Annotated in this window: 18 protein-coding genes; 2 read left to right on the top strand and 16 right to left on the bottom strand. The window is 70.7% G+C overall.

Translation table 11 applies throughout. The annotated features are described in order from the left end of the window. Positions 1 to 9: 9 nt before the first annotated feature. Positions 10 to 3,480: a DNA polymerase III subunit alpha gene (dnaE, locus tag CVS47_RS05875; protein ID WP_241240327.1), complete on the bottom strand. Its 3,471-nt coding sequence runs from the start codon at positions 3,478 to 3,480 to the stop codon at positions 10 to 12. Positions 3,481 to 3,655: 175 nt separating this feature from the next. On the opposite strand from dnaE, the gene CVS47_RS05870 reads away from it, so the two are divergent. Next, positions 3,656 to 4,129 (top strand): NUDIX hydrolase, encoded by a 474-nt coding sequence (locus tag CVS47_RS05870; RefSeq protein WP_127095257.1) that lies wholly within the window; start codon positions 3,656 to 3,658, stop codon positions 4,127 to 4,129. Between the two features lie 4 nt (positions 4,130 to 4,133). Here CVS47_RS05870 and CVS47_RS05865 read toward each other — a convergent pair whose 3' ends face one another. From CVS47_RS05865 to murC, 10 genes are all read right to left on the bottom strand, one after another. Then, positions 4,134 to 4,709, bottom strand: coding sequence for a GNAT family N-acetyltransferase (locus CVS47_RS05865; RefSeq protein ID WP_127095256.1), 576 nt, complete (start codon positions 4,707 to 4,709; stop codon positions 4,134 to 4,136). 54 nt (positions 4,710 to 4,763) lie between these two features. After that, a complete protein-coding gene (locus tag CVS47_RS05860; RefSeq protein ID WP_127095255.1) occupies positions 4,764 to 5,684 on the bottom strand; it encodes an RluA family pseudouridine synthase in 921 nt (306 codons plus the stop codon). Position 5,685: 1 nt separating this feature from the next. Continuing rightward, on the bottom strand, positions 5,686 to 6,201 hold the full coding sequence (gene lspA, locus CVS47_RS05855; protein ID WP_241240326.1) for a signal peptidase II: 516 nt from the start codon (positions 6,199 to 6,201) through the stop codon (positions 5,686 to 5,688). Between the two features lie 51 nt (positions 6,202 to 6,252). Continuing rightward, positions 6,253 to 6,879, bottom strand: a complete 627-nt coding sequence (locus tag CVS47_RS05850) for a DivIVA domain-containing protein (protein WP_127095253.1) — start codon at positions 6,877 to 6,879, stop codon at positions 6,253 to 6,255. A gap of 94 nt (positions 6,880 to 6,973) precedes the next feature. Beyond that, entirely contained in the window at positions 6,974 to 7,276 is a 303-nt protein-coding gene (locus tag CVS47_RS05845) for a YggT family protein (RefSeq protein ID WP_127095252.1), read from the bottom strand. 9 nt (positions 7,277 to 7,285) lie between these two features. Next, the gene (locus CVS47_RS05840) at positions 7,286 to 7,747 is read right to left on the bottom strand and encodes a cell division protein SepF (RefSeq protein WP_127095251.1); all 462 of its coding nucleotides are present in this window, start codon (positions 7,745 to 7,747) and stop codon (positions 7,286 to 7,288) included. 31 nt (positions 7,748 to 7,778) lie between these two features. Further along, entirely contained in the window at positions 7,779 to 8,468 is a 690-nt protein-coding gene (locus tag CVS47_RS05835; RefSeq protein ID WP_127095250.1) for a YggS family pyridoxal phosphate-dependent enzyme, read from the bottom strand. A gap of 9 nt (positions 8,469 to 8,477) precedes the next feature. Continuing rightward, positions 8,478 to 9,626 (bottom strand): cell division protein FtsZ, encoded by a 1,149-nt coding sequence (gene ftsZ, locus CVS47_RS05830; RefSeq protein ID WP_127095249.1) that lies wholly within the window; start codon positions 9,624 to 9,626, stop codon positions 8,478 to 8,480. 267 nt (positions 9,627 to 9,893) lie between these two features. Then, entirely contained in the window at positions 9,894 to 10,925 is a 1,032-nt protein-coding gene (locus tag CVS47_RS05825) for an FtsQ-type POTRA domain-containing protein (protein WP_241240288.1), read from the bottom strand. 3 nt (positions 10,926 to 10,928) lie between these two features. Further along, entirely contained in the window at positions 10,929 to 12,332 is a 1,404-nt protein-coding gene (gene murC, locus CVS47_RS05820) for a UDP-N-acetylmuramate--L-alanine ligase (protein ID WP_127095248.1), read from the bottom strand. Positions 12,333 to 12,437: 105 nt separating this feature from the next. On the opposite strand from murC, the gene CVS47_RS05815 reads away from it, so the two are divergent. Next, the gene (locus CVS47_RS05815) at positions 12,438 to 12,845 is read left to right on the top strand and encodes a GntR family transcriptional regulator (RefSeq protein WP_127095247.1); all 408 of its coding nucleotides are present in this window, start codon (positions 12,438 to 12,440) and stop codon (positions 12,843 to 12,845) included. A gap of 9 nt (positions 12,846 to 12,854) precedes the next feature. On the opposite strand, the gene CVS47_RS05810 is transcribed toward CVS47_RS05815, so the two are convergent. Genes CVS47_RS05810 through CVS47_RS05790 form a run of 5 tightly spaced genes read right to left on the bottom strand, consistent with a single transcriptional unit; the run spans position 12,855 to position 19,263 of the window. Beyond that, positions 12,855 to 13,967, bottom strand: a complete 1,113-nt coding sequence (locus CVS47_RS05810) for a UDP-N-acetylglucosamine--N-acetylmuramyl-(pentapeptide) pyrophosphoryl-undecaprenol N-acetylglucosamine transferase (RefSeq protein ID WP_127095246.1) — start codon at positions 13,965 to 13,967, stop codon at positions 12,855 to 12,857. Beyond that, a complete protein-coding gene (ftsW, locus tag CVS47_RS05805) occupies positions 13,964 to 15,232 on the bottom strand; it encodes a putative lipid II flippase FtsW (protein ID WP_127095245.1) in 1,269 nt (422 codons plus the stop codon). Before ftsW ends, CVS47_RS05810 begins: the two co-directional genes overlap by 4 nt. Beyond that, entirely contained in the window at positions 15,183 to 16,748 is a 1,566-nt protein-coding gene (gene murD, locus CVS47_RS05800; RefSeq protein ID WP_127095244.1) for a UDP-N-acetylmuramoyl-L-alanine--D-glutamate ligase, read from the bottom strand. Before murD ends, ftsW begins: the two co-directional genes overlap by 50 nt. After that, the gene (gene mraY / locus CVS47_RS05795; RefSeq protein WP_127095243.1) at positions 16,745 to 17,851 is read right to left on the bottom strand and encodes a phospho-N-acetylmuramoyl-pentapeptide-transferase; all 1,107 of its coding nucleotides are present in this window, start codon (positions 17,849 to 17,851) and stop codon (positions 16,745 to 16,747) included. Before mraY ends, murD begins: the two co-directional genes overlap by 4 nt. Next, positions 17,848 to 19,263, bottom strand: coding sequence for a UDP-N-acetylmuramoyl-tripeptide--D-alanyl-D-alanine ligase (locus CVS47_RS05790; RefSeq protein ID WP_127095242.1), 1,416 nt, complete (start codon positions 19,261 to 19,263; stop codon positions 17,848 to 17,850). Before CVS47_RS05790 ends, mraY begins: the two co-directional genes overlap by 4 nt. Positions 19,264 to 19,268 lie beyond the last annotated feature (5 nt).

Here is a 19,268-nt window from a genome sequence, read left to right as displayed (position 1 = left end):
TCTATGAGATCAGCCGAGGCACTGCGGGCCGAGCAGGCCCTTGAGCTCGCCGTAGAGATCGGCTGTGACACGCACAGGCATCGGAACCTCGAACACCTTCGCGGTCGACCCCTTGAACAGCCGCAGGGTCACCTCCGTATCGCCGCGGTGACGGGCCAGCACCTCGGCGAGCTCGCCCACCACCGACTCGGTGGCGCGCTGCTCGGGCATCACCAGCACGAGCGGCCCCGAGGCATCCATCGCTCCCAGATCCGGCGAGAACGCCGACACGGCGTGCAGGTTGAGGCCGTCGTCGCGGCGGGAGACCCGGCCGCGCACGACGAGGATCGAATCCGCCTGCAGCGACCCGGCGAACTCCGTGTAGGTCTTGCCCATGAACATGACGGTCACCTCGCCGTCGAAGTCCTCGACGGTGATCATGCCGTAAGGGTTGCCGCTCTGCTTGGCCACCCGGTGCTGCACGCTCGTCACCAGTCCCGCGACGGTCACCTGGTCGCCGTCCGAGACGTCGTCGGAGGCCAGGAGATCGTGGATGCTGGTCGACGCGTGCTTGGCGAGCGGCACCTCGAGCCCGGCCAGCGGGTGGTCGGACACGTACAGGCCCAGCATCTCGCGCTCGAAGGCCAGCTTGTCCTTCTTGGTCCACTCGGGCCGATCGGGCACCTTCGCGGGCGCGATCTCCTGGATGTCGTCGTAGAGGCTGTCGAAGTCGAAGCCGATCGCGCCGGTCGCCTCCTTGCGCTTCGTGTCGACCGCCGCCTCCGCGGCGTCTTCATGGATCTCCAGCAGCGCGCGACGGGTCGCGCCGAACGAGTCGAACGCACCCGCCTTGATGAGCGACTCGACGGTGCGCTTGTTCGCCGCCGGCGCAGGCACCTTCGCGAGGTAGTCGTGGAACGACGTGAACGTCGTCTTCTGCCGCGCCTCGACGATGCCGTCGACCACGTTCGCGCCGACGTTGCGTACCGCGCCGAGGCCGAAGCGGATGTCTTCGCCGACGGCGGCGAAGTAGCGGATGGACTCGCCCACATCGGGCGGCAGCACCCTGATGCCCATGCGCCGGCACTCGTTCAGGTAGACCGCGAGCTTGTCCTTCGCATCGCCGACGCTGGTCAGGAGCGCCGCCATGTACTCGGCGGGATAGTGCGCCTTGAGGTACGCCGTCCAGTACGAGATCAGCCCGTAGGCCGCGGAGTGCGCCTTGTTGAAGGCGTAGTCGGAGAACGGCACCAGGATGTCCCACAGCGTCTTGATCGCCGCTTCGGAGTAGCCGTTGGCCTTCATTCCGCCCTCGAACCCGGCGTACTGCTTGTCGAGCTCGGACTTCTTCTTCTTGCCCATCGCGCGACGCATGATGTCGGCCTGACCGAGGGAGAACCCGGCGACGCGCTGCGCGATCGCCATCACCTGCTCCTGGTAGATGATGAGGCCGTAGGTGGTGTCGAGGATGTCGGACAGCGCCTCACCCAGCTCGGGGTGGATGGGCGTGATGTCCTGCTGGCCGGTCTTGCGCAGCGCGTAGTTGATGTGCGAGTTCGCGCCCATGGGGCCGGGCCGATACAGCGCGATGAGCGCCGAGATGTCTTCGAAGTTGTCGGGCCGCATGAGGCGCATCAGGCTGCGGAGCGGACCGCCGTCGAGCTGGAAGACCCCGAGCGAGTCTCCGCGGGTGAGCAGGTCGTAGGCGCCCCGGTCGTCGAGCGGCAGCTCCTCCAGCACGAGCGGGTGCCCGCGGTTGGCGGAGATGTTGTCGAGGGCGTCGTTGATGATCGTGAGGTTGCGCAGCCCCAGGAAGTCCATCTTGATCAGACCGAGCGACTCGCACGACGGGTAGTCGAACTGCGTGACGATCTGACCGTCCTGCTCGCGGCGCATGATCGGGATGATGTCGATCAGCGGCTCGCTGGACATGATGACGCCGGCGGCGTGCACGCCCCACTGACGCTTGAGGTTCTCGAGCCCCACGGCCGTGTCGAACACGGTCTTCGCCTCAGGATCGGTCTCGATGAGGGCGCGGAACTCCGACGCCTCCTTGAAGCGCGGGTGGTCCTTGTCGAACATGCCCTCCAGCGGCATGTCCTTGCCCATCACCGCGGGCGGCATCGCCTTGGTGAGCTTCTCCCCCATGCTGAACGGGAAGCCGAGCACGCGTCCGGCGTCCTTGAGCGCCTGCTTCGCCTTGATCGTGCCGTAGGTGACGATCTGCGCGACGCGCTCGTCGCCGTACTTCTCGGTGACGTACTGGATGACCTCGCCGCGGCGCCGGTCGTCGAAGTCGACGTCGAAGTCGGGCATGGAGACGCGATCCGGATTGAGGAAGCGCTCGAAGATGAGTCCGTGCTGCAGCGGGTCGAGATCGGTGATGCGCATCGCGTACGCGGCCATCGAGCCGGCGCCCGAGCCTCGCCCGGGGCCGACCCGGATGCCGTTGTCCTTCGCCCAGTTGATGAAGTCGGCGACGACGAGGAAGTAGCCGGGGAAGCCCATCTGCGCGATGACGCCCGATTCGTACTCCGCCTGCCGACGGACCTCGGCGGGGATGCCGTCCGGGTAGCGGAATTCGAGGCCCTTCTCGACCTCCCTGATGAACCACGACTCCTCCGTCTCCCCGGCGGGCACCGGGAAGCGCGGCATGTAGTTGGCGCTCGTGTTGAACTCGACCTCGCACCGCTCGGCGATGAGCAGCGTGTTGTCGCAGGCCTCGGGGTGGTCGCGGAAGACCTGGCGCATCTCCGCCGCCGACTTCACGTAGTAGCCGTCGCCGTCGAACTTGAAGCGCTTCGGGTCGTCGAGGGTCGACCCCGACTGCACGCACAGCAGGGCCGCGTGGCTGGTCGCGTCGTGCTGGTGCGTGTAGTGCAGGTCGTTCGTGCCGACGAGCGGGATGCCGAGGTCCTTCGAGATGCGCAGCAGATCGCCCATCACGCGACGCTCGATGCTCAGCCCGTGGTCCATGATCTCGGCGAAGTAGTTGTCCTTGCCGAAGATGTCCTGGAACTCCGCGGCCGCGGCCCGTGCGGCGTCGTACTGCCCCAGCCGCAGGCGGGTCTGCACCTCGCCGGACGGGCAGCCGGTCGTGGCGATCAGGCCGCTCGAGTAGTTCTGCAGCAGCTCGCGGTCCATGCGCGGCTTGAAGTAGTAGCCCTCCATGCTCGCCCGGCTCGAGAGCCGGAAGAGGTTGTGCATGCCCTCCGTCGTCTCGGAGAGGAGGGTCATGTGCGTGTAGGCGCCGGAGCCCGACACGTCGTCGCCGGACTGCTCGGGCGTGCCCCAGCGGACGCGCGCCTTGTCGGACCGGTGCGTTCCGGGCGTGACGTAGGCCTCGATGCCGATGATCGGCTTGATGCCGGCGGCGGTGGCCGCGCGGTAGAACTCGAAGGCCGCGAACGTGTTGCCGTGGTCGGTCACGGCGATGGCCGGCATCTCGAGCCGCACCGCCTCCGCGACCATGGGCTGGATGCGCGCCGCCCCGTCGAGCATGGAGTACTCGCTGTGGACATGGAGGTGAACGAAGGAGTCGGATGCCACGGATCGAGTCTACGAAGGGACGCGGACATCGACCTCGGCCGAGGCCGGGAGTCGTCCGGTTGCGGAGCCGACTCGCCTCACCTTCGACCTGAGGGTGCAGGTCGGCCCCTCGCCGTATCGTGAGGGCATGCCGACTCCTGACTTCGTCCTGGCGCTGCGCGAGAAGATCGGCCACGAGCCGCTGTTCCTGGCGGGCGTCACCGCGGTCGTGCTCCACGAGGGGCGGGTGCTCCTCGGCCGCCGCAGCGACGACGGCGCGCTCACGCCGATCACGGGCATCATCGACCCCGGTGAGGAGCCCGCCGATGCGGCGGCGCGCGAGGCCCTCGAGGAGGCGGGTGTCGTGATCCGCGTCGACCGGCTCGTCTGGGTGCACCAGATCCCCCGCGTCACCTATGCCAACGGAGACCAGAGCGACTACCTCGACCTGACCTTCCGGTGCTCCTGGGTCTCGGGCGAACCGTATCCCGTCGACGGGGAGATGACCGAAGTGGGCTGGTACGGCCTGGACGCCCTTCCTCCGCTCGGAGACGAGATGGAGCGGCGGATCGCGCGCGCCGTCGCCGACGCGGAGCCGGCGCACTTCGAAGGCGGTCGCTGACCGGTCACCGCAGGTCGAGGCGCATCAGCACGCGGGGGAACTCACCGCGGGTCGAGTCCGTGTCGGCCGCCTTGGTGAAGCCCGCGGCCTCGAACATGCGACGCGTGCCCACGAAGGCCGAGATCGCGTCGACGCGCCGGTCGCCGGTGTCGACCGGATAGCCCTCCAGAGCCGGCGCGCCCGACGCTCGGGCGAACGCGACCGCCCCGTCCAGGAGCGCGTGCGCGATCCCCTGCCTGCGGTGACCGCCTCGCACCTTGAAGCACCAGACGCTCCACACCGGCAGGTCGTCGACGGTGGGGATGACGCGCCCGTGGGTGAACGCGTGCAGCTCTGCACGGGGCGCGACCCCGGCCCACCCCACCGGCATCTCGCCGTCGTACGCCACGACGCCCGGCGCGGGCGTGCGCGCACAGAGCCCGGCCACGTACTCGGCCTGGTCGAGGCCCGTCATCGCGCGCCGCTCCGGATAGGCCAGGCGGTACGACAGGCACCAGCAGGACTGCTTGGTGCGGTCTTTGGGGCTCAGCAGGGTCGCGACGTCGTCGAAGACGTCGGCAGGACGCACGTCGAAGGCCATGCGATCACTGTGGCCGAGGCATCCGACACCCGCAAGAGCCGACCGGCGCGCGCGTCAGTCGCCGCGGAGCACCTCGAGCGCATGCGCGAGATCGGCGGGATACGGCGACTCGAACGCCACGCGCTCTCCGCCGGCCGGGTGGGCGAAGGCCAGCCGATGGGCGTGCAACCACTGCCGCGTCAGGCCGAGACGCGCGGACATCGTCGGGTCGGCCCCGTACAGCGGATCGCCGACGCACGGATGCCGGTGAGCAGCCATGTGCACGCGGATCTGGTGGGTGCGGCCCGTCTCGAGGTGGATCTCCAGCAGCGAAGCCCCGGGGAACGCCTCGAGCGTCTCGTAGTGCGTGACGGAGTCCTTGCCGTCGGGCGTCACCGCGAACTTCCACGACGCGGAGGGACGCCGCCCGATCGGCGCATCGATTGTGCCCGAGAGCGGATCGGGGTGGCCCTGCACGACGGCGTGGTAGATCTTCTCGACCTCGCGCTCCTTGAAGGCGCGCTTGAGGACCGTGTAGGCGTGCTCCGTCTTCGCCACCACCATGAGCCCGCTGGTCCCGACGTCGAGGCGGTGCACGACGCCCTGACGTTCGGGGGCACCGGTGGTCGCCACCCGCACGCCGCCGGCGGCCAGTGCGCCGAGAACGGTCGGACCCTCCCAGCCGACGGAGGGGTGCGCGGCGACTCCCGACGGCTTGTCGACCACGACGATGTCGTCGTCCTCGTAGACGATCCCGAGGTCGGGGACGGCGAGGGGGATGATCTCGGCCTGGCGGCGCGCCTCCCACTCGATGTCGAGCCAGCCGCCGCCGGTCACCCGATCGGACTTGCCGACCAGGCGCCCGTCCAGGCGGACGCCGCCGGCCTCCGCGACCTCCGCCGCGAAGGTGCGCGAGAAGCCGAGCATCTTGGCCAGGGCCGCATCGACACGCGTGCCGTCGAGGCCGTCGGGGACGGGGAGTGTGCGCCGGTCCACGTCAGTGCTCGGTGACGTCGGCGTCGACATCGTCGTCGGCGCGCTTCGGCTCCCGGGTGCCGTCGAGGTGGCGTCCGGTGAACACCAGCAGCGCGACGCCGATCATCATCGTCACGATGAAGATGTCGGCGACGTTGTAGATCGCGGGCATCATCCACGGCGTGCTGATGAAGTCGACGACGTGGCCGACGCCGAAGCCGGGCTCGCGCAGCAGCCGGTCGGTCAGGTTGCCGAGCACGCCGCCGAGAAGCAGGCCGAGCAGGATCGCCCACACCCGAGAGCGCACGCGCGTGGTCGCCAGGAACACGATCACGACGGCGACCGCGGCCAGCGCGATGGAGAACACCCAGGTGACCTCCGAGCCGAGAGAGAACGCGGCTCCGGAGTTCCGGATGAGATAGAACACCAGCACGTCGCCCAGGATCTTCACCGGCTCCTCAGGAGGGAGGCCGTCGATCGCGAGATGCTTCGTGAACTGGTCGGCGGCCAGCACGATCGCCGCGAGAACCGCGATGATCGTGCCGGCCGCCGCCTTGCCGAGGGGGGTCCGGCTCGTCAAAAGACCGCCTTACAGACCGATGGTCGAGACCGGAGTGGCGCCCGAGGAGGTGTTGGTCGTCTCCAGGTCGCGGAGCTTGCCCTCCATCCAGCTGCGCAGCTGCGTGCGGTAGTCGCGCTCGAACTGCCGCAGCTCGGTGATGCGGGTCTCGAGGATCGCGCGCTCCTTGTCGAGGCGTGCGATCTCGTCGCGGCCCTTGGCCTCTGCGTCGGCCAGGATGCTGGCGGCCTGCGTCTGGGCGTCGGAGATGAGCTGGTCGCGCTTGGAGACACCCTCGGCCACGTGCTCGTCGTGCAGGCGCTGGGCCAGCTCGATGATGCCGGCGCTGGCGGCGGCGGGAGGCGTACCGTCCGAGCCGGTCGAGGCGACCGGCGCGGGAGCGGACTCGATGACGGGAGCGGGCTCCTCGGATGCGGCGGGCACCGGTGCCGGCGTCTCCGTGCTCTCAGCGGCCGGGGCATCGCCGGACTCGAGCGCGGCGAGCTTCGCCTTCAGCTCCTCGTTCTCCGCGATGGTCTTGCGCCACTCCACGACGATCTCGTCGAGGAAATCGTCCACCTCGTCGGGGTCGAAACCCTCTTTGAACCGGACGTGCTGGAACTGCTTGGTGACGACGTCATCGGGGGTCAATGCCATTGTTGTTTCCTCTTTCGACAGTTCAGGTCGCAGGCCGACATCGGGGGGACCGACCGCGGAACGGCCACCGTATCAGGCCAGCATAGTAGGCGCCTCAGGCCCGTGCGAGGGAGCCCGTGATGCCCAGCAGCACGAAGCAGAGCAGCATCGTGAGCGCGAATGCGAAGTCGATCGCGATCGCCCCGACACGCAGCGGCGGGATGAACCGGCGCAACGTGCGGATGGGCGGATCGGTCACCGTGTAGACGACCTCGGCGGCCACGAGCCCGGCGCCGCGAGGGCGCCACTCCCGATTCAGCATCGGCATCCAGTCCAGAATCAGACGAACAAGGAGGACCAGGACGTAGATGAGGAGGAGCGCGTTGAGGATCGAGGCGATGAGGCCGAGGATGTTCACCCGTTAAGGCTACGGTGTCGCGAAGGCGACAGACTCCGGATCCGCCTGCGCGACGCCGCCCTCGCCGGACACGGCGACATTCTCGGGCGACAGCAGGAACACCTTGCTGGTCACGCGCTCGATACGACCGTAGAGGCCGAGCGACAGGCCGCTCGCGAAGTCGATGAGACGGCGGGCGTCGGCATCGCTCATCTGCGAGAGGTTGATGATGACGGGGATGCCGTCACGGAAGTTCTCGGCGATGACCTGCGCGTCGCGATACTGCTTGGGGTGGACGGTCAGGATCTCGCTGACCGCGGACGGCGCGGGCTGACGCACGACCGTGGGACGGTGGAGCGGAGTCACGGGAGCGACCTCTTTCACGGCCTGGGCCTTGCTGCGGTTCGCGGGCTGCGGAGCGGGCTCCTCATAGATCTCCTCCTCGTCGGCGAGACCCAGGTACACCATGGTCTTCTTGAGCGGGTTCGACATCGGATGCTCCGTTCGTTCGTCTGTTTCGAGGTTAGCCGCGGGGTGGCCGCGGGCCGGTGATTGCGGAACCGATCCGCAGGTGTGTCGCGCCGGCGGCGATCGCCTCGGCGAAATCCGCCGTCATGCCGGCGGAGATCCAGGTGGCGTCCGGCACCACGGAGCGCACCCGCCGGGAGTAACCGGCGAGTCGTTCGAAGGCGTCGGCCGGGTTCTCGTCGAGCGGTGCGACGGCCATGACCCCGCGCACCTTGAGGCTGCGGCATCCTGTCACGTGCTCGGCGAGCCGCTCGAGGTCGGCCGGAGCCACCCCTCCCCGGCCGGCATCGTCCGTCAGGTTGACCTGGAGGAAGACGTCGAGCGGATCGGTGTCGTCATCGGGCGCCGCCGCGTCGAGGGCGTCGGCGATCCGCTCGCGGTCCACCGAGTGGACGGCGGATGCCGCGGCCCGGACGGCACGCGCCTTGTTGGCCTGCGCCTGCCCGATGAAGTGCCACCGGAGCCCGGCATCGGGGAGCTCCGCGCGCTTGGCGCTGAGCTCCTGCTGACGGTTCTCGCCGACGTCACGCACGCCGAGGCGCACGAGCTCTTCGACGAGGGACGTCGGGTGAAATTTGGTGACCACGATCCTGGTGATGTCGCGGGGGTCCCGACCGGCCCGCCGCGCCGCGTCCGCGATGCGGCCGTCGACGTCGGCGAGCCGGTCGGGCAGGTCCGGGGTCACGCGTGCGACTTACTTCAGGAAGTCGGGGATGTCGAGGTCGTCATCGCCGAAGGCCGAGTCGTACCCGGAGTCGGAGGCGGCGACCGAGACGGTCTCCTTCTCCGGCTTCTCGGCGACGTACTCGCGGGCGACCTCGGGCGCGGGGATCGCGGGCACGACGGGAGCCGTCAGCGGACGCGACGCCGTGACCGGGTCGAGGCGGAGCGTCGGCTCGCCGCTGTCGAAGCCGGCCGCGATGACCGTGACGCGCACCTCGTCGCCGAGCGTGTCGTCGATGACCGTTCCGAAGATGATGTTGGCCTCGGGGTGCGCGGCCTCCTTCACCAGCTGCGCGGCGTCGTTGATCTCGAAGATGCCCAGGTTGGACCCGCCCTGGATCGAGAGCAGCACGCCGTGCGCGCCCTCGATCGACGCCTCGAGCAGCGGCGACTCGACGGCGAGCTCGGCCGCCTTGATCGCGCGGTCCGCGCCTCGGGCGGAGCCGATGCCCATGAGGGCGGAGCCCGCACCCTGCATGACGGACTTCACGTCGGCGAAGTCGAGGTTGATGAGACCCGGCGTGGTGATGAGGTCGGTGATGCCCTGCACACCGGCGAGCAGCACCTGGTCGGCAGTCGCGAACGCCTCGATCATCGAGATGCCGCGGTCGCTGATCTCCAGCAGACGGTCGTTCGGCACCACGATGAGGGTGTCGACCTCTTCCTTCAGCTTCGCCACGCCGATCTCGGCCTGGCTCTGCCGGCGTCGCCCCTCGAAGGAGAACGGCTTGGTGACGACACCGATGGTCAGTGCGCCGATCGACTTGGCGATCTTCGCGACCACGGGCGCGCCGCCCGTGCCCGTGCCGCCGCCCTCGCCCGCGGTGACGAAGACCATGTCGGCCCCGCGGAGGGCTTCCTCGATCTCCTCGGCGTGATCCTCGGCGGCGCGACGGCCGACCTCCGGATCGGCGCCGGCGCCGAGGCCGCGCGTGAGTTCGCGTCCGACGTCGAGCTTGACGTCTGCGTCGCTCATCAGCAGCGCCTGCGCGTCGGTGTTCACCGCGATGAACTCGACCCCTCGCAGGCCCAGCTCGATCATGCGGTTGACGGCGTTCACGCCGCCGCCGCCCACGCCGACCACCTTGATGACGGCGAGGTAGTTCTGGTTCTGGCTCATGCCGGCCTCCGTGCCCTGGACCTGATAACCTTCAACCTCTAGTAGAGGTGTAAAGTATTGCTCGGTATGCAATTCCTGACTCGAAACTAGGTCGCCCTGCCGCGCCGTCCCGCAGGCGCGCGGGCGTGTCGGCGATCCCGTGTCGAATCTTTTCGGCGGCCGTGTCCGCAGCCTCCACTGCTCGGCGGAGAAGCCTCCGCTGCTCGACGGAGAAGCCTCGCTGCTCGGTGGAGAAGCTTCGGCAGACAGGCGGACGCGCCGTCCTGATCAGCGGACGACGATCGCCTCGGGTGACGAGATGTCGTACGACGACACCGACGCGATCGGGAACGCCGCCATCGCCTGCTGCAGCACGACGGCCTTGCGGGCGGAGTCCGTCGTGCCGCCCCACACGACCTGGACGCCCCGGGACCCGAGGGTGAGGGTGACGTCATCGGCGGTCGTGGCCGTGACCGCGGTCACCTGCGGGCGGATGGTGTCGGGCAGTGCCCGCATGACCGTCGCCGCGGCCGCGAACGCCGGGGAGGAGAGGCCGCCGGTGATGTCGAGGACGGGCTCGCCGGCGGGGGCGCCGGTCGAGGTCGAGAGCACGACGCCGGCGGCGTCGACGACGGTCCATCCGGCGCGCGACTGGATGGCGCCGACCGGGGTGCGCTCGACGATGCGCACGACGAGGTCGTGCGGCGGACGGGCCTCGAGCGCGTAGCTCTCCACGAGCGGGAACGCGACGAGCGCCGCCTTCACGGCGCTCCCGTCGACGGAGGCGAGGGGCGTGCCGATCTCGCTCGCGAGAGCCTGTTCGACGGCGGCCGGGTCGAGCTGCGACGTTCCCACCACCTCGATCCGCTCCACGGCGAACAGCGGACTGTAGGCGGCTCCGACCGTCACGGCGACGAGGACGACGACGGATGCCGCGGCCGCCAGCCACACCGCGCGCCGGCGTCGGCGGCGCTGCGTGAAGCGGCGCATCTCGGCGCGGAGGGCCTTGCGTCGCGCGCGAGCGGCACGCCAGACGTCGCGCAGGCCGATGTCATCGGCGGGCGCGTCCGCCGTGGGCGACGCAGGCGGCGCGGGCGTCTCGCGAGAGGCGGCCTCCGCGGCGCGGGCGTCCTCCGCGGCGCGGGCGTCCTCCGCGGCGCGGGCGTCCTTCGCGGCGGTCGCGCCCTTCGCGACGGGCGGGAGCGGGACCGGCGGCGTCGGCTCCCGGCGCGCGGCGTCCGAGGCGCTCGTGACGGCGCGGGTCGCCGCGTCATCCGGGCGCTCGGGCGCCGGAGTCGGGATCGGAGCCGGCCGACGCACGGGTCACTCCCCCGCGTCTGCGGTCGCGAGCGCTTCGAGCACCTGCGGGATGATCAGGTTCACGTTGCCGCAGCCGAGGGTGATGACGTAGTCGCCGTCGCGCGCCACGGCGGCGGTGTAGCGGGCGGCCTGATCCCAGTCGGCCACGTAGTGCACGTGGCCGGGGTCGGCGAAGGCGGAGCTGACGAGCTCCCCCGTCACCCCGGGGATCGGGTCCTCGCGTGCGCCGTAGACGTCGAGCACGACGGTGTGGTCGGCGTAGTGCTCCAGCACGCCGGCGAACTCGGCCGCCATCAGCTGCGTGCGGGAGTAGGTGTGCGGCTGGTGCAGCGCGATGAGCCGGCCGTCGCCGACGACGGTGCGCGCCGCCGCCAGCGCCGCGGCGACCTCCGTCGGGTGGTGGGCGTAGTCGTCGAACACGCTGACGCCGCGGACGACGTCGTGCAGCTCGAAGCGCCGGGCCGTGCCCGCGAAGCCCTCGACGGCGCGCAGCGCGGGCTCCACGTCGTAGCCGAGGCTGACGAGCACGGCCACGGCCCCCACGGCGTTGACCGCGTTGTGCGCGCCGGGCACGGCGAGCTGCGCGACGAAGGAGCGCCCCTCGTGTTCGAGGGTGAAGGACACGGGTCCGTCGGTGCGGATGTCGCGCAGACGCAGGGTCGCGGCGTCCGCTTCGCCGAAGGTGATGACGTTCGGGTGCGTGAGCAGGGCGGTCACGCGCTGCGCGCCGGGGTCGTCGGCCGAGATGACGACGGACTCCCGCGCCTCGTTCGCGAAGCGCGCGAACGCCTCGACGAAGCTGTCCTCGCTGCCGTAGTGGTCGAGGTGGTCGGGATCGACGTTGGTCACGAGCGCGATCGAGGTGTCGTACAGCAGGAAGGTGCCGTCGGACTCGTCGGCCTCGATGACGAACAGCGGGTCTGCGCCGGTGTCGCTGGAGGCCCCGAGCGACGTGATGACGCCGCCGTTGACGAAGCTCGGATCGGCACCGAGCGCCTGCAGGGCCGTGACGATCATGCCGGTGGAGGTCGTCTTGCCGTGCGCGCCGGCGACCGAGACGAGCCGGCGTCCGCCGATGAGCCAGTGCAGCGCCTGCGAGCGGTGGATGACCGGCATCCCGCGCTCCTTGCCCAGCACGAACTCCGGGTTCTCAGGCCAGATGGCGCCCGTGTGGATCACCGTGTCGGCGTCGCCGAGGTTCGCGGCGTCATGGCCGACGTGCACCGTCGCCCCCAGCGCCTCGAGCCGGCGCAGGCCCGGGCTGTCGGCACGGTCGGATCCGGACACGCGGATGCCGCGGGCCAGGAACATGCGCGCGAGGCCGGACATGCCCGACCCGCCGATGCCGATGAAGTGGGCCGCCTCGATCCGCTCGGGGATCGGCAGGGTGAGGTCGGGTGTGATCATGACCCTCCGATCCTAGGTCGGCCTTCTGCGCGGGACCCCCCGGCGCGCCCGGGCCGCCGAGCCCGCCCGTTTGACACGCGGCCCGGGGGCCGCGACGATGGCGCCGTGACCGACACCGCCGACGTCTCCGGACTGCGCATCGATCCTGCGTCGCCCCTCCCGCCGTACGAACAGCTGCGGATCGGCGTCGTCGACGCCGTCGGCGCGGGTCGGCTGGTGGCCGGCGCGCGTCTGCCGGCCGTGCGCCGCCTCGCCGAAGACCTCGGCGTCGCCCCCGGAACCGTCGCCCGCGCCTACAAGGAGCTGGAGGCGGCGGGCTTCGTGCAGACGCTCGGTCGCAACGGCACCGTCATCTCGCCCCAGGGCGACCCCGCGAGGCAGCAGGCGCAACGGGCGGCGGCGGCCTTCGCCGGGGAGATGCGATCGCTGCGCATCGGCGACGACGACGCGCGCGCGCTCGTCGATGCGGCCCTCCGGGGCGGCGCGACGGATCTCGGCCGGCCGCGGGCCTGAACGTCGCGGCTACCGATCGCCCGCGAGGGCCTGGTCGATCAGGGCCACCACGTTCTCGGCGCCCGATCGCTCGCCGGCGGCGGCCGCGGCATCCGTCATCCGCGTCCGCGCCGCCGCGTCGGCCAGCAGCGGGACGATCTCCGAGCGCACCCGGTCGCCCGTGAACTCCGCGTCGAGGATGAGACGCGCCGCGCCGGCCTTCACCGCGGACCGCGCGTTCAGCGCCTGCTCGCCGTTGCCGACGGCGTACGGGACGTAGACCGCCGGGATGCCGAGGGCGCTGATCTCGCTCACCGTGGCGGCCCCCGCCCGCGAGACGATCAGGTCCGCGAGGGCGTACGCGAGATCCATGCGGTCGACGTAGCGGCGCAGGGCGTAGCCCTCCGCCTCCGGATCGACGAGCTCGGAGCGCTCTCCCGTGACGTGCAGCAGCTGCCATCCGGCATCGCGCACGGCGCGCCACGCCTCGCCTCCCGCGACGGGGCCGAAGGCGGCGTTGAGGCGGGCGGCGCCGAGGGAGCCGCCGAACACGAGGAGCGTGGGCAGTTCGGCGCGCAGGCCGAAGTGGGCGGCGGCCTCCGCGCGGAGCGCGTCACGGTCGAGGTCCACGACTTCGCGCCGCAGCGGCATGCCCACGACCTGCGCACGCGCCAGGGGCGTGCCGTCGAAGGCCACACCGACGGCGGCGGCCGTCCGCGCGCCGAGCACATTCGCGAGGCCCGGCTTGGCGTTGGCCTCGTGAACCACGACGGGCACGCGCGCGCGGCGCGCGGCGACGTAGGCCGGCGCCGAGGCGTAGCCGCCGAAGCCGACCACGACGTCGACGCCGCGGCTGACGATGTGGCCGCGCACCTGCCCGATGGCGCGGCGGAACCGGCTGGGGAAGGCCGCTGCGGCGCGATCCGGGCGCCGCGGGAACGGCACCTTGTCGACGAAGAGGAGCTCGTAGCCGCGCTCGGGCACGAGCCGGGCCTCCAGGCCCTCCCGCGTGCCGAGGACGAGGATCTCGGCCTCCGGCTCGCGCGCACGCAGCGCGTCGGCGACGGCGAGCAGCGGGTTGACGTGGCCGGCTGTTCCGCCGCCGGCGAGCAGATACGTGCGGGACGGGTCGGAGGAACTCACCGGGAGATCTTCGCACGCGGCGCGCGCGCGGCCATCGGTGCACGCGGCGCGAGGGTCGCGGTCTTCGCGGGCAGTGAGCGCGCGAACGACAGCAGCACCCCGGAGGCGAGGAGCACCGACAGCAGCGACGTTCCTCCTTGCGACATGAACGGCAGCGGGACGCCGAGCACGGGGAACAGGCGCAGCACGACGCCGATGTTGATGAGGGCCTGGCCGACGATCCACATCGTGATGCCGCCCGAGACGATGCGCACGAACGGGTCGTCGGTCTTGCGGATGACGTGGAAGGCGCCGACCGCGAAGAGGGCGAAGAGCGCGAGGACCACGGCGCATCCGATCAGCCCCAGCTCCTCCCCCACGATGGCGAAGATGTAGTCGTTCGCAGCTGCCGGCAGCCAGTCGTACTTCTCCTTGGAGTTGCCGAGCCCCAGGCCGAACACGCCGCCGTTGGCGAGACCCCAGATGCCGTGCAGCGGCTGGTAGCAGTCGTTGAAGTAGTCGTCGAGGCAGTTCGGGTTGAGGAAGCTCAGGATCCGGCGCATGCGGTCGGGGCTGTTGACGGCGAAGAGGAACGCGCCGAATCCCGCGGCGATGAGCGGCAGGATGAAGATCCGGAGCTTGACGCCCGAGAAGAACAGCGCGCCGAGCACGACGATGGCGAGGATCATCGCCGTGCCCATGTCGTGACCGGCCATGACGGTGGCGATGACGAGCACCGAGACGGGCACCAGCGGGATGAACACGTGGCGCCACAGCCCGAGCAGCGTGCGCTTGCGGAACAGGACGTAGCCGATCCACAGAGCCAGGGTGATCTTGAGGAACTCGGCCGGCTGGAACTGCAGACCGGCGATCTGCACCCAGTTGCGGTTTCCGTTGGCCTCGACGCCGAGCCCCGGCACGAACACGAGCATCTGGAAGGCCGTGGCGCCGATCAGCGAGGGCCAGGCGATGCGCTTCCAGAAGGCGATCGGCAGCCGGCTCGCGATGAACATCAGCGGGATGCCGATGACCGCGAAGACCGCCTGCTTGATGACGGCCTCGTACGGCGGCTGTCCGGCGGCGGTCGCCGTGGCGGTCGTCGCCGACAGCACCATCACGAGTCCGAAGCCGGTCAGCAGCAGCGCCGTGGAGGCGATGAGGAGGAATTCGCTCGGCACCGGGGCGAAGACCCGGCCGAGCGACACCCGCGCGGCGAGACCTGCGCGCGCCGGGGTCTCAGGGGGAAGAGCCGGGGGTCGAGTCCGGGTCTGCGTCGTGCCGGCCATCGGCTGCCCTCTCGATCCACTGCTTCACCGCGTCGGCGAATCGCCGTCCACGGTCGGCGTAGGACGAGAACTGATCGAAGGATGCCGCGGCGGGGGCCAGCAGGACGACATCCCCGTCACGGGCGATTCCGGCAGCCAGTTCGACGGCCCGCGCCATGATGGTCCCAGTCTCTGTGCCGTCCACCTCGAAGACCGGCACCGAGGGCGCGTGTCGCGCGAACGCCGCGAGCACCTCGGCGCGATCGGCGCCGAGGACGACGGCCGCCTTCGCGCGCGCTCCCCGTCCGGCGACGAGATCGGCGATGTCGACGCCCTTCAGCAGACCGCCCACGAGCCACACGGCGCCCGGATACGCGGCGAGCGACGAGGCCGCAGCGTGGGGGTTCGTGGCCTTGGAGTCGTCGACCCAGGTGATGCCGCCGGCGACGGCGACGACCTCGATGCGGTGCGGGTCGAGCCGGAAGTCATCCAGCGCCGTGCGGATCGCCGCCGGGCTGACGCCCACCGCCCGCGCCAGCGCGCTCGCCGCGAGCACGTTGGCCACGATGTGCGGAGCGCCGAGCCCGCGTGCGGCGAGGTCCTCGACCGTGGTCAGCTCGAGGGCGCTCGTGTGGCGCTCCTCGAGGAAGGCGCGGTCCACGAGGATCCCGTCGACGACCCCGAGGTCGCTCGGTCCGGGGATGCCGAGGTCGAACCCGACGGCGCGGGCGCCCTCGATCACCTCGGCCTCCTCCACCATGATCCGCGTGGCGGCGTCGGCCTTGTTGTAGATGCAGGCGGTGCGGGTGTTCGTGTAGACGCCGGCCTTGGCATCCCGGTACGCCTCGAAGGAGCCGTGCCATTCGAGGTGGTCGTCGGCGAGGTTGAGGCAGACGCTGGCCTCGGGCGACAGCGGCTCGGGCCCGGTCTGCAGCGACAGGTACCAGAGCTGATGGCTCGACAGCTCGACGACGAGCACGTCGAACCCCTGCGGATCGCGGACGGCATCGAGCACGGGCACTCCGATGTTGCCCACCGGCGCGGCGCGCAGGCCGGCCGCGACCATCATCGAGGCCGCCAGGCGCGTCGTGGTGGTCTTGCCGTTCGTGCCGGTGATGAGCACCCACGGCGCGCTCGAGCCGTCGGCGCGCACGACCTTGTCCCGCACCCGCCACGCGAGCTCGATGTCACCCCAGAGCGCGATGCCCTCGGCACGCGTCCACGCGATGAGCGGATGCTGCGGCGAGAACCCCGGGGAGGCCACGACGACCTCGGGGGCGAACGCCCGCAGGTCGTCGGGCACCGTGTCGAGCGACCCGGTCCACAGGCGCGCGCCGATGACCGGCAGGAGGCCGGAGTACTCATCGGACGCGGACTCCGACACGACCAGCACGTCGGCGCCGAGCTCGGTGAGGGTGTCGGCCACCGAGAACCCGGTGACCGAGAGACCGAGGACGGCGACGCGCAGTCCCGCCCAGTCCGCGTGCCAGCTGGTCAGGGTGTCCAGGCGGCTCGCATCGGATGCGGGGGTGCTCATGTGCGCGCGAGCCATTCGACGTAGAACAGGCCGACACCGGTGACCGCCAGCATCCCGGCGATGATCCACATGCGCACGACGATCGTGATCTCCGGCCACCCGCGCATCTCGAGGTGGTGGTGGAACGGACTCATGAGGAACAGCCTCTTGCCGCGCGTGAGGCGGAAGTAGGTGCGCTGCAGCACCACCGAGCCGGGTCCGATGATGTAGACGCCGGCGACCAGCACGCCGAGCAGCTCGGTGTGCGTGAGGATCGACATCGACGCGATCACGCCGCCGATCGCCATCGAGCCGACGTCGCCCATGAAGACCTTCGCCTTCGGCGCGTTCCACCAGAGGAATCCGACCAGCGAGGCCGAGAAGGCGGCCGCGACGATCGCGAGGTCGAACGGGTCCCGGACCGCGTAGCAGGCCTGCAGAGTGGTGTTCGTGCGCTCGCCGGTGCAGACCTGGTTGAACTGCCAGAAGGCGATGAGGCTGTAGGCGCCGGTGACGAAGATGCCCGCTCCCGCGGCCAGTCCGTCGAGGCCGTCGGTGACGTTGGTGCTGTTGGACCAGGCCACCCCGATGAACGACACCCACGCGAGGTAGAGCAGCCAGCCGAGGATGGGACCGAGCGCCATGAGCGACAGCACCGAGATGTCGCGGAAGAGCGAGATGTAGGGAGAGGCGGGCGTGTAGCCCATCATGTTCGGGAAGTTCAGCGCGACCACCGCGAACGGGATGGTGACGATGATCTGCCCGACGACCTTGGGCCAGCCCGACAGTCCGAGGCTGCGCTGGCGGTGCACCTTCATGAAGTCGTCGATGAAGCCCACCGTGCCGAAGCCGACCATCATCCACACGACCAGCCATCCGGAGATGGTCGGCGGGTTGTTGCCGGTGAAGCTGCCCACGAGATAGCCCACCAGGGTTCCCGCGATGAAGATCGTGCCGCCCATGGTGGGCGTGCCGCGCTTCTCGCCGTGCGAGGGGTTGCGGATGTCCTCCGGCGTGCGGATCACCTGACCCCAGCCCCAGGTGCGGAAGAGCCGCACGAAGACCGGAGTGAGGAAGAGGGTGAAGGCCAGGGAGATCGCCGCTGCCGTCAGAAGTGATCTCACGAGAAGAATTCTCCCAGACGATCCCCGAGGAAGCGGAGCCCCGCGGCGTTGGACGACTTCACCAGCACGCGGTCTCCGTCGCGGAGCTCGCCCGTCAGGTAGTCGTACGCCTCGTCGGCGTCAGGGAAGAAGACGGCCTCGCCGTCCCACGAGCCCTGGCTGATGGCCTCGAGGAACATCCGGCGCGCGGCGGCGCCGACGACCACGATGCGCTGGATGCCCAGGCGCACGGCGAGCAGGCCGACGCGGTCGTGCTCCTCGCCGTCCCATTCGCCGAGCTCGCTCATCGCGCCGAGCACGGCGACGGTGCGCTCGTCGGGGCCGGTGATCTGCGCGAGGGTGCGCAGCGCCGCGGACATCGAGTCGGGGCTGGCGTTGTAGGCGTCGTTGATGATGCGCACGCGCTCGGAGCCCAGGGGCTCCATCCGCCAGCGCTCGGCCAGCTGCAGCTCCTCGAGGCGCCCGATGGCGGCGTCGGGGGCGACGCCGAGCACGGTGGCCGTGGCCAGCGCCGCGAGGGCGTTCATGACGTGGTGCTCGCCGAGCACGCGCAGATGCAGCGCATGCGGCACGCCATCGACCACGGCGGTGCAGCGGGTGCCGTCGGCGGTGACCTCGACGTCGTCGGCGCGGACGTCGGCGGAGGCGCCGCGCCCGAACCACCGGACCGACATGCCGCGCTCGGCGGCGATCGAGGCCATGCCCGCGACGCGCGGGTCGTCGGCGTTCAGCACCGCCGTGCCGCCGCGGCGCGTCGCCTCGATGAGCTCGGACTTCGCCGCGCGCGTCGCCTCGATGCCCCCGAAGCCGCCGGCGTGGGCCATGCCCACCATCAGCACGACGCTGATGTCCGGCTCGACGAGGCCGGCGAGGTGCGCGATCGCCCCCGGGCCGCTGGCGCCGAATTCGCTGACGAGGAAGCGGGTGTGGTCGTCGACGCGCAGCATCGTGAGCGGGGCGCCGACCTCGTTGTTGAACGAGGCGCGCGGCGCGACCGTCTCCCCTTCGTCGGAGAGGATGCGGGCGAGCATGTTCTTGGTCGTCGTCTTGCCGTTGGAGCCGGTGATGCCCACGATGCGCAGGTCGCCGTGCGCGCGCACGCGCGCGACCACCGCGCGGGCGAGGTCGGCGAGGGCGGTCACGACGTCGGGGACGACGATCTGGGAGACGGATGCCTCCGTCACCACCCGCTCCACGACGGCCGCCGCCGCACCGGCGTCGGCCGCGACCGAGACGAAGAGGTGGCCGTCGGTGGTCTCACCGGGCTTGGCGACGAAGACGTCGCCGGGGCCGATGTTGCGGGAGTCGGTGTCGACGGTGCCGCGGACCACCGTGTCGGGCGTGTCTGCTCCGCGGAGGTGGAGCTCTCCCCCGATGGCGGAGGCGACTTCAGTGAGTGTGAGGGCGATCATGGGTT

The sequence above is a fragment of the Microbacterium lemovicicum genome, assembly GCF_003991875.1.
GTDB classification, from domain to species: Bacteria; Actinomycetota; Actinomycetes; order Actinomycetales; family Microbacteriaceae; genus Microbacterium; species Microbacterium lemovicicum.
The sequence above is the reverse complement of the archived record's forward strand: the minus strand, read 5'-3'. Positions and strand labels throughout refer to the sequence as shown.